The sequence below is a fragment of the Salicola sp. AFF1 genome, assembly GCF_056783195.1.
Map to the genome: position 1 here is coordinate 1 of NZ_JBXAYL010000124.1, position 565 is coordinate 565.

The window sequence follows — 565 nt, forward strand, 5'->3', positions numbered from 1 at the left end:
GTCTATCTAACGTCAACTACTCTGGCCGGTCGGCGACAATTATTTTGGCCGGTTGAGGGTAATTGTCGTCAGGCCGTTGAATAAGCGTAGCGGTGGGTTGCTGTCACTGAGGCACGGCTGAACGAGCGCACGAAAAATCAGTGATGGATTTCACGCTCAGAAGGAAAAACCTGGTTTATAATCGCGCCGGATAACGGAGCAACGACACGGAGTAGTCGATGGGTAAACCCGCCGCAACATTAAGCCATTACCACGTATGTCCCGCATCTAACGGCCCCGTCCCCCATGTTGGAGGTCCAGTCATTGGGACCTCGTCGAACGTATTGATCGGCGGTCTTCCAGCAGCCACCAAAGGTGACAAGGCGGTCTGTGTCGGGCCTCCCGATACGATCACTGGGGGCTCGTCATCGGTTTACATCAACGGCAAACCAGCCGCACGCATGGGCGACAGCACAGCGCATGGCGGCAAGATCGTGATCGGCAACCCCACGGTGACCATTGGGGATGCCGGGGTAGACAGCGCCCCGCCAGCGGCCACCGCGCCCAATACCGGCGGTGAATCGGG

Annotated in this window: 1 protein-coding gene; it reads left to right on the top strand. The window is 58.2% G+C overall.

Going from position 1 to position 565, the window contains the following annotated elements; genetic code table 11:
• Positions 1-218: 218 nt before the first annotated feature.
• Positions 219-565 (top strand): PAAR domain-containing protein (locus tag AC1RQI_RS17020; protein ID WP_481905803.1); only part of this gene is annotated, 347 nt, incomplete at its 3' end.